11 protein-coding genes and 1 pseudogene are annotated in these 8,544 nt (G+C 70.4%); 3 read left to right on the top strand and 9 right to left on the bottom strand.

The features are described from left to right. Positions 1-12 precede the first annotated feature (12 nt). The 7 genes from AB0I54_RS38580 to AB0I54_RS38610 all read right to left on the bottom strand — a co-directional run bounded on the left by AB0I54_RS38580 (position 13) and on the right by AB0I54_RS38610 (position 5,892). Entirely contained in the window at positions 13-1,359 is a 1,347-nt protein-coding gene (locus AB0I54_RS38580) for an MFS transporter (protein WP_363300966.1), read from the bottom strand. Positions 1,360-1,482: 123 nt separating this feature from the next. After that, a complete protein-coding gene (locus AB0I54_RS38585; protein ID WP_363300967.1) occupies positions 1,483-1,992 on the bottom strand; it encodes a GNAT family protein in 510 nt (169 codons plus the stop codon). Beyond that, positions 1,989-2,867, bottom strand: a complete 879-nt coding sequence (locus AB0I54_RS38590; protein WP_363300969.1) for a cupin domain-containing protein — start codon at positions 2,865-2,867, stop codon at positions 1,989-1,991. Before AB0I54_RS38590 ends, AB0I54_RS38585 begins: the two co-directional genes overlap by 4 nt. Then, positions 2,864-3,724 (bottom strand): cupin domain-containing protein, encoded by an 861-nt coding sequence (locus tag AB0I54_RS38595; protein ID WP_363300970.1) that lies wholly within the window; start codon positions 3,722-3,724, stop codon positions 2,864-2,866. The genes AB0I54_RS38590 and AB0I54_RS38595 overlap by 4 nt, the downstream gene beginning before the upstream one ends. A gap of 103 nt (positions 3,725-3,827) precedes the next feature. Then, entirely contained in the window at positions 3,828-3,968 is a 141-nt protein-coding gene (locus AB0I54_RS38600) for a hypothetical protein (protein WP_263217154.1), read from the bottom strand. A gap of 208 nt (positions 3,969-4,176) precedes the next feature. Then, positions 4,177-4,758 carry an HD domain-containing protein gene (locus AB0I54_RS38605; protein ID WP_363300971.1) on the bottom strand — a complete coding sequence of 194 codons (582 nt, stop codon included), beginning with the start codon at positions 4,756-4,758 and terminating at the stop codon, positions 4,177-4,179. A 15-nt stretch (positions 4,759-4,773) separates the two neighbouring features. Further along, on the bottom strand, positions 4,774-5,892 hold the full coding sequence (locus tag AB0I54_RS38610; RefSeq protein WP_363300972.1) for a transcriptional regulator: 1,119 nt from the start codon (positions 5,890-5,892) through the stop codon (positions 4,774-4,776). A gap of 175 nt (positions 5,893-6,067) precedes the next feature. Here AB0I54_RS38610 and AB0I54_RS38615 point away from each other — a divergent pair, with 175 nt between their 5' ends. The 3 genes from AB0I54_RS38615 to AB0I54_RS38625 all read left to right on the top strand — a co-directional run bounded on the left by AB0I54_RS38615 (position 6,068) and on the right by AB0I54_RS38625 (position 7,461). Beyond that, positions 6,068-6,715, top strand: coding sequence for a hypothetical protein (locus AB0I54_RS38615; RefSeq protein WP_363300973.1), 648 nt, complete (start codon positions 6,068-6,070; stop codon positions 6,713-6,715). A gap of 149 nt (positions 6,716-6,864) precedes the next feature. After that, positions 6,865-7,320 carry a hypothetical protein gene (locus AB0I54_RS38620; RefSeq protein WP_363300982.1) on the top strand — a complete coding sequence of 152 codons (456 nt, stop codon included), beginning with the start codon at positions 6,865-6,867 and terminating at the stop codon, positions 7,318-7,320. Positions 7,321-7,335: 15 nt separating this feature from the next. Beyond that, positions 7,336-7,461 (top strand): hypothetical protein, encoded by a 126-nt coding sequence (locus AB0I54_RS38625; RefSeq protein WP_363300975.1) that lies wholly within the window; start codon positions 7,336-7,338, stop codon positions 7,459-7,461. A 114-nt stretch (positions 7,462-7,575) separates the two neighbouring features. Here AB0I54_RS38625 and AB0I54_RS38630 read toward each other — a convergent pair whose 3' ends face one another. Both AB0I54_RS38630 and AB0I54_RS38635 read right to left on the bottom strand, forming a co-directional pair. Beyond that, positions 7,576-8,130 (bottom strand): helix-turn-helix transcriptional regulator, encoded by a 555-nt coding sequence (locus tag AB0I54_RS38630; RefSeq protein WP_363300976.1) that lies wholly within the window; start codon positions 8,128-8,130, stop codon positions 7,576-7,578. Positions 8,131-8,188: 58 nt separating this feature from the next. Further along, a pseudogene (locus tag AB0I54_RS38635) lies at positions 8,189-8,544 on the bottom strand (2-oxoacid:ferredoxin oxidoreductase subunit beta); the annotation flags it as partial.

The raw sequence follows: 8,544 nt of genomic DNA on the forward strand, positions 1-8,544 counted from the left end.
GTGCCGTGCGGGTCAGTGGGTGGGCACCCGGCCTTCGGCCGGGTTGGGGTTTCCACCCGCACCGCCCGTGCTGCTTTCGTTGTCGGGTGCGGGTGGCCCCTGTGGGGCGGATTCGCCGTCGGCGGCCGCGGGAGGCAGGTGCTGGGCGGGTTCGGGGTCGGCGGGCCTGGGAAGCGGCGGGTGCGGGATCGCCCTGTGGGCCGCCGGAGGTGCCAGGACGGCTGCCGTTGCGAAGAGGGCCGCCACCGCCGTCCAGCCCGCGCCCGAGCCGCTGCCGATGAACGACGTCAGGACCGCCGGGCCCACGATCGACTGGACCCCGTGGTGCAGTTGGAACGCGCCGAGGTACTCACCGCGGCGTTCGTCGGGGGCCAGGGCGAAGGCGAGGCCGTAGGACGCGCCGGCGTGCCACAGTTCCGCGGCCGTCATCACCAGGAAGGCCGCGGTCACCAGGGTTCCGGCGGCCCAGGGGGCCAGGTCGCCGCTCGGCACGAGGATGAGGCAGGCCAGGGCTCCGGCCAGGCCCGCGCGGCGGGCGACGCGGGCGGCGCCGGGCAGGTCGTCGGTGCCCTTGGCCGCGCGGACCTGGAGCAGTACGCACAGCAGGGTGTTGAGGCCGATGAGGAGCGGGGTCAGGGTCGTGGGCAGGCCCGTGCCCACCACGATCCACAGGGGGATGCCGACCGCCAGCACCGAGTCGTGCAGGGCCAGTACGGCATTCACCCCGACGACCCGCAGGAACGGCACGTCACGCAGGGCGGTGAAGCGGCCCGCGGCCGGTGGGGCGGGGTGGGCGGCGACGGCGGGCAGGCGGTGCACCAGTACGGCGGCCACGGCGAAGGTGACTCCGTTGGCGAGCGGGATGATCTGCAGGGCGCCGTCCGTGCCCACCGCGATCACCGCGGCGGCGGCCAGCGTGCCCAGGCCCATGCTGGCGTTGCCGACCGACCTGATCGCGGCGCGGGCCGTCACCCGGTCCTTCTCCGGCACCAGTTCGGCGACCAGGGACATGAAGGAGGGGCCCGTACCGAACTGCAGGGCGCCGATGACCACGGAAAGGGCGACGAACTCCCAGGCCGCGTGGACCGCGGGGAGGAGGAGGTACGCGACGCCGAGCAGCAGCAGTAGGCGGCTGAGCAGGGGGCGGGCGCCGATCCGGTCGGCGACGACGCCGAAGAGCACCGACGCGAGCAGGCCGGTCAGCCCCGCGGCGGAGAGCGCGAGACCGATCTGGGCCGCGGTCAGGCCGGTGACCCGGGTGAGATAGACGGCGGAGCCTGCCACATAGAGGCCGACTCCGATCCCGTCGATGCCGTGCAGGACGGCCAGCCGCCGTGCGGGAGCGTTCAGGGAACGCAAGGGGGAACGCAACGGGGAACGCAGGGGCGATCGCATGATGTGTCTCCGCTCGGAGAGACGTCGGAGAGAGGTCGGAAGGATGTCGGAAAGACGTGGCGGCACCTCGGCGAGGCCGCGGGCCTCTCAGGAGGTGCGCAGGACCGAGTAGATGAGCTGGTCGTGCCAGGCCCCGGCGCGCCACTGGGCACGGCGGATACGGCCCTCAAGCTCGAAGCCGGCCTTCTCCGCCGCGCGCTGCTCGGCGATGTTGTCGGCGTCGGTGCACACCTGGACGCGTTCGACGCGGGTGTGCTCGAAGAGGTAGTCGACGAGGAGGCGCTGCGCCCGGGTACCGACGCCCTGACCGCGGTGGGCCGCGAAGAGGCCGATGGCGATCTCCCAGCAGGACGAGGTGTCCGCCCGGCCCCACGCCCTGCGGAACCACTCGACGCGCCCCGCGAGGACGTCGTCGACGGTGACGGACAGCATGTTCTCGTCGCCGCCGAGCAGTCCCCGCTCGTCGAGCAGCCGCCGCAGCCGTACGGTCGGCGTGTGGCCGAACCACTGGTAGGCACCCGGCCCTTCCGGTCCGGCGAACTCCGCGTCGAACCGGTCCAGGTCGGCCGCGGTCACCGGGCGCAGCGCCACACTCATCCGCGGTGCTCGGCCTTCAGTCGTACGGCCTGCTTGAGCACCTGGTCCGCGTCCGCCGCCGCCAGGGTGTCGGCCACGAGCGTGCGCAGCCGGGCCAGCCGTTCGGCCAGGGACAGCTTGTGGTGCTCCGCGGTGAGCGCCTCGTACTCGGGGTGCCCGAGCAGTTCGGCGAGGAACACATTGGCGAGGTCCTTGGTGCTGGGCTCCTCGATGGTGACGGCGATGTGGATGGAGTTGCCGATCCGGGCGGTGGCGGAGTGCGGGGTGCCGTGCGGCATGTACAGCACGTCGCCGGGCCTCAGGGTGACCTCCATGCGGCGATCGTAGGGGATCACCCCGCCGGCGTAACGGTCGGAGTCGCTGGTCGACGTCTCGTCGAGCCGGCCCACCACCCAGTCCTTGACGCCCGCGACCTGTAGGACGAGCACGTGGGAGCCGTCCATGTGGGCCGCGATCGCGGTCTTGCCGGGCGGGGAGAGGAAGACGAACGACTCCAACTCGGCCCGGAACTCAGGCTCCAGGGAGCGGACCAGGGCCCGCAGCCGGGGGTGCCAGTGCTCGGGCTGGCTGAACTTGAAGGTGCCGCCGGCCGCGAAGTCCCGTTTGATCTGCTCGGGGTTGATGTAGCCGGGCACGCTGTGACCGACGATCGTACGCGGCTTGGTCATCTCCGAGATCGCGGTGCGCACGCCCTCGTCGAACGAGGTGAAGTAAGGGCGGATCAGCAGCCCGCAGTCCGCCTCCTCCCACATCTCCTCCTCGGTGATGAGCCCGGTGAGGTCGGCCCGGGAGCGGAACACCGCGGGCTGAGCCGCCCAGTGGTCCCGGAAGAAGACCTCGGTGTCGCCGACCAGGTCCTCCAGCGTGATGGTCATCCCGTCACCTCCCGCATGGCCGTGAGGGCGGCGTCCGCCCAGGTGTCGTCGTCGAGTGAGCGGGCGGAGCCGAGCAGCGCGGAGCGCACGTTCTCGGTCCGCTCCTCCAGGGTGGTCGCGTGGAAGCGGTGGGCCAACTCCCAGTCGTTGGACAGGAGATGGGTGGCGAGTGCTTCGAGCAGATCGTCGGGGGTCGGCTCGGTGAGGGTGAAGGTCAGGTGGAAGGAGTCACCGTCGCGGGCGATCGCGTCGTGCGGCCAGCCGTGCGGCAGGTAGAGCACGTCACCCGGTTCGAGCACGAACGTGTGGGTCGGCTCCTGCGCGTCCACGTCGAGGCCCGCATCGCCGCGCACCTGGCCCTCCTGCGCGTACAGCTGCCACTCCTTGCGGCCCTCCAGCTGGACGGCCACGACGTGCGAGGCATCGCGGTGCGGCAGCATGCCCCGGCTCTCCGGCGGGGTCCAGAAGACGTACGACGCCACCGCGACCGGGGCCGCCGCCTCGAACTCCTCGACGAGGGCGCGGGTGGGCCGGTGCCAGTCGGACAGCTGGTTGAGCTTGAGGGTGCCGCCCGCCGACATGAGCCGGTGGATCGCGGCGCGGTCGGGGAAGCCGGGCCGTTCGTGCCCGATCACATCGCGGGACGTGGTGTAGGCACGCTCGTGCGGTACGGCGCCCTGCCGCAGGACGGAGAAGTACGGCCAGCGCAGCAGGCTGGCCTCCAGCCTGTCCTCGACGAAGGCGGAGGAGATGCAGCCGGCGGGATCGACCGCGCCGCGGAGGATCCGGAATTCCTTGTTCCAGGCGTCGGCGAAGATGCCCTCGCCGCGCAGAGTCTCTACGAGTGATGTGTTCAACCCGACCCCCAGGGCTCCGTTGGCTTCCGTGTCCGGGCGCCGGCCGGAGGGCGCGGTGAGGTTCTCCGGGAGTGCTCCCCGGCCGGCGGAGCCGTCTGGACTGTCAGGCGTTGGAGATCTGGTTCATGATCGTCTTCGGCGAGTCGAAGGCGTCCTCCTCCTCGCCGGCGATCTGGGTCTGCGCCAGCTCCTCCGGGTTCTCGGAGTTGCCCTCGATGGCGTTCTTCGTGTCACGAATGCCCATGTCAGCCTCCAGCAGGCAGTGGGGTCCCGCCGCGGATGTGCGACGGACTGCCGGAGATCGTGACAACCCGGCCTAGCAGAGCAATGGACTCCTCCTGGATCCCTTGTGCCCCATACGGCTCCGGAGGCAGGACCGACCGCGGCGCTTGAGACCCGGTCGCGGCCCGCTGTTCTCACAGGACAGCGAAGCCGCTTTCGCCGTGTCCGGGTCAGCTCTTCTCATGCATGACCGCGCGCAGCCAGCCCAAGGGTTCTTGGGCGAGCAGCTCATCAGCCAGCCTCTGTCCGGACTCCGTGACGATCCGGGCCCGGCTGTTGTCGATCCACCGCTGCGCCGAACTGTATCCCTGCGCCTTGTACTCAAGGCCCTGCAACATGCACTCCAGCTTGTCCGCGTCGCGCGCGCAGATTGCCTCGGGTGTCTCCTTCGCCTCGTACTCGGCGACGACGGCACGCACAGCGCTGCGCAGTACCTCGGGCATCCCCGCCGTCTGGTCCTCGGTCACGGCCTCGGGATCGGCCGCGGCCGCGTACTTCTTCCCCAGGTGGTTCACGTCGCCCGTGCGTGTCTCCTGCGAGTCGTGCCACACCGCCAGGTGAGCGGCGCGCGCGGCATCAGCGCCCTCAAGGGTTGCGATGACCGAGGCGATGACCGACGTACGCCACGCATGCTCGGCGACACTCTCAGGGTCCCGAACGCCCGCCATCCACCACCCTGTTCGGCGGGCGTTTTTCAGCGTGCCGGCCTCCCACAGGAAGTGGGCCACGTCCGTCAGGTCCTGGTCACCCACGATGTCCCCTACCTCTCACGCCTCGGCGAGGCGGATTCCGTACCGGATGCCTTCCAACTCTCGCCGGGCCTGCGGCGACAGTTGGGCATCATCCAACATCACCGGCAGACGTTCGCGTAGGGCCCGCCCTGTAGCGGACGGCGCGCGCAGCAGGTTGGGGCGTGCGGCGAGCAACGCCCACATGGTGTGGACGTTCAGGTCGAAGAAGCCATGGTGCGGAGTCAGGCCTCGGATGAGGTGGCCCAGCAGGCGATCGCCGTGCCAGGGCGCGGGGGTGGAGTCGGCAATGAAGTCGTCGGACAGCTGGATATGCGGTGACTCACCGATCCAGTAGGCCCAGTAATTCAGCTTCGCCTCCTCGGCCTTGTCGTTGTCGCCAAGGGTCCGGGTGATGAAGTGCGCCATGCGGTCACGGTCGCCTTGGCGGGCGGCAACGGCGGCCACGGAACGGGAGTTGAGCCACCGCGTCAGCCAGTCGTCGGGCCGCTCGGTCCGTTGCTGGTGAGACAGCCACTCGGACGTGTCCGCGTCCGAGTCGAATCCGGCCAGGTACAGGACCTGGCGCCGCAACAGGAAGTCACGGTCGCCCCGCGCCTGTTCGGCGGTCTCCCGCATCCGGGCAAAGAAGCGGGCACGGTCGACCGCGGGTAACTCGGGCGCAGTGGGCACGGGCCCACGGCGCGGCCGAGGCGGCGCGGGCAACTTGCGCAGCGGTCCCGGGGTCACGCCGTTCAGCGGCCATGTCAGGACCTCAACGAGGTCACGCTGCATGACCCAGGCGCCGAGGGGGCTGGCCTCGATGGGTCCCTCGTCCGCAAGGGCACTCGCCAGCAGCACGTCTGCTTCCATCGCCCGCTCAAGGGCCGCCAGCAGAGCCGGAGCCGTGCCCATCTGCATGAGGCGATGGCGGTGCACGAGCATCTGGCCGACCGGTACGGCGGTCAGTGGTCGACGACCCGACTCCCACCCGGCCACGTTGTCGGCCGATACGTGGAACGCCTCGGCGAGGCCGTCTTGGGTATGGCCCAACTGTTCGCGTATGACCCTGAAGACATACCCGGCGATGATGCCCGCGCGGCTCTTCCCGGGTGATCCCTGACCACCAGTCAGGGTTCCTTTCGACTGCTGGTTCATGGCGCCCCCTTGTCCGCGTCTGCCGAGCTCCCACCCGTACTCACGGTCACTACAAGCTGCGGGCACCCCTACATACCTTCATGGGTGATGACCTGGCAACTCAGCGTAGTAGGAGTGATGTCGCCATGACCGCCCTCGCGGAGAACGAACCGACTTCAGGCCTGGAGGCCGTCCGGTGAGCCGCAACACTGGCCAGCAGGGCATGCGCCCCGCTGCGCCGGAGGCGGGCGCGCTCAACCACACCGGTGCGGACCGCCGCCTGGCTACGCAGCATTGGCTGCTGTCCACTCTCCCCGCCTTCCGGCGCGAACGCGCCCGCATGGAGTGGCAAGAGCACGGCGTCACCCTCCTGCCGCTCGGCACCCTGTTCGCCGCCGTCCGCCTCCCCGGCCCGCTTGTCCAGGCCGCTGCCGCGAGCACAACACCGGCGGACATCGACGCCGTCCTCGGCGAAGCCCTGCAGGGCGCCCCCGTCATCTGCGACAGGTACCGGTCCCGGTACTACATCCTTGTCCCGGCGAGCCTGCCCAGGAGGTGGCAGCAGGCCGTCGAGGACTGGCGAGCGGCAGACGTTGCCGTGTTCGGCAAAGCCACCCACCTCGGCGTGCCGCGGCTGGACGCCGACCGAGAACGCATGGACCTTGAGTCGTACTGGTCCGTCCCCATGGACTCGCCCGCGATGCTGTGCGCCCCTCTCCTCGTCGCCCGCCTGATCGCTGCCGGCCACCAGCTGCTCGCCCAGACGGCCGAGCCGGACGCCGGCGACCACGCGGCTCCCTCCCCGACTCCTGCCGCCGGCCTGCGCCACGAAGCGCACCGGTAGCAGGAACGCCCAGACCGGCATCCCGCGAAGAACCCGGCCTGGGCGCGCATCCCCCATCCACAACCAGCGAAGGAGATCCCGTGAGCGTACCTCCGAACCCCGGCCCCGACACGGACCCGATCCCCGGCACCGTGCCGGCGCTGCCGCGCATGCTCATCAGCGACGAGCGGTTCGCCAGCTGCCGCGGCACGGTTCTGGACGCCAACCCGGACATGACGGAGGAGTTGGCCGGTCGGATCGTCGACGAGGCCCTGAAGTTCGTCGCGGCCTGCTCGCGCAACCCCGGCGTCGGGTTAGCGCCATCGCGGATCGTCGACGAGGGCTGGCATGCCCTGCTCCTGCACACCGCCATGTACAAGGAGCTGTGCGAACACCTCGGCGGCGAGTTCGTTCACCATTACCCCGGGTACAACCCGACGAACTACGACCCGCCGATCCTGGACCGGACCCGCAAAAAGATCACGGAGTTGGGCTGGACGGCAGACCCGGAGCTGTGGGGACCGCCGTCCGAAGAAACACTCGTCTCGGTGGCGGCCAAGTGCCAGCACGCCCCGGAGTGCACCATCCGTCCCATGCCAAAGCCGGAGCCCCCCGTCGTAGGCTGACGACGGAGGTGACTCATGTCCGAGTGGATCGACCCGCGCTACGCGGACCTGGTGGCGGCGTGGAAGAACGCGCAGCAGCCGAACTCGCGTGCCCCGGAGCCGAAGCCTGTGCGGGGATTCATCATCCCGCCCAAGCCCTGACAGCAGCATCTACGACCGGCCTGCCCTCTCCGCTTCCCAGGCATACGCGAGGGCGGGCGGGATCAGGGCAGGTGGTGGGCGCACAAGCCGCAACGGCGTCTCGACCCGAAAGCGCTAGTAGCCCAGTTCGAGTTCCTGGATGTCGGTGAACTCCACCGACAGTCCCTCCGCGCGGCGGTTGCGGTCGCGGAAGTACATCTCGCCCAGGCCCTCGGCCAGGATGGCCTGCAATTGCCGTTCGGGGGCACCGGCGTCCTGGGCGGCGAAGAGGCGGGAGGCGTACTCGGGGGGCAGGGCCTGGTTGATGTAGCGGACCCGGGGGTCGTCGCTGGTGCCGGGGGCCGCCGTGAAGCCGAAGCGGGCGCGTGTCGACACGAAGATCCCGCCCGTGGCGGCCGCCTGCCGACGGGCCCGTTCCCGCACGCGCGGCTGCCAGCGCTTACGGGTCTCGGCCGCGAGCTTCTCGGCCAGGTCATGGCGGGGGCGCTTCAGCTGGCCCTTGACGTAACGCTCCACCGTGCGCTGCGTGACGCCCAGCAGCTCGGCCACCTGCCGGGTGCCCTTCAGCTGCCGTACCAGGAAACGTATCTGGGCCTGCGCCGACTTGGGGACAGGGCGCGTGAAGTGCTCGGCGGCGGCCACGTCGAGCGTGTCCCCGATACCGACCATCGCGCCGCCCTGCTTCCCTCGCTCTGCCTGTCGTCGCAGACGTTACAGGCCGGGCCGGTCAGCGGACCGTCCAGGTGTCGCCGCCTGCCAGCAGCGCCGTGAGGTCTCCCTTGCCGTGCCGGTCGACGGCCGCTTCGAGCTGGTCGGCCATCTCGATGTCGTAGACCGGCCGCTCCACCGACCGGAAGACCCCGATCGGCGTGTGACGGAGGGTGTCCGGGTCGGCGAGGCGGGAGAGGGCGAAGGCCGTCGTGGGGGATGCCGTGTGGGCGTCGTGGACGAGGATCCGGTCCTCGTTGTCGGGGGTGACGGTGACGACCTCCAGGTCGCCTGTGGTGGTGTTGCGTACGACTGCGCGGGTGTTGTCGGGGCCGAAGCGGATGGGCTGTCCGTGTTCGAGGCGGATGACGGCTT

This window comes from Streptomyces sp. NPDC050625 (assembly GCF_040654755.1).
Taxonomy (GTDB): domain Bacteria; phylum Actinomycetota; class Actinomycetes; order Streptomycetales; family Streptomycetaceae; genus Streptomyces.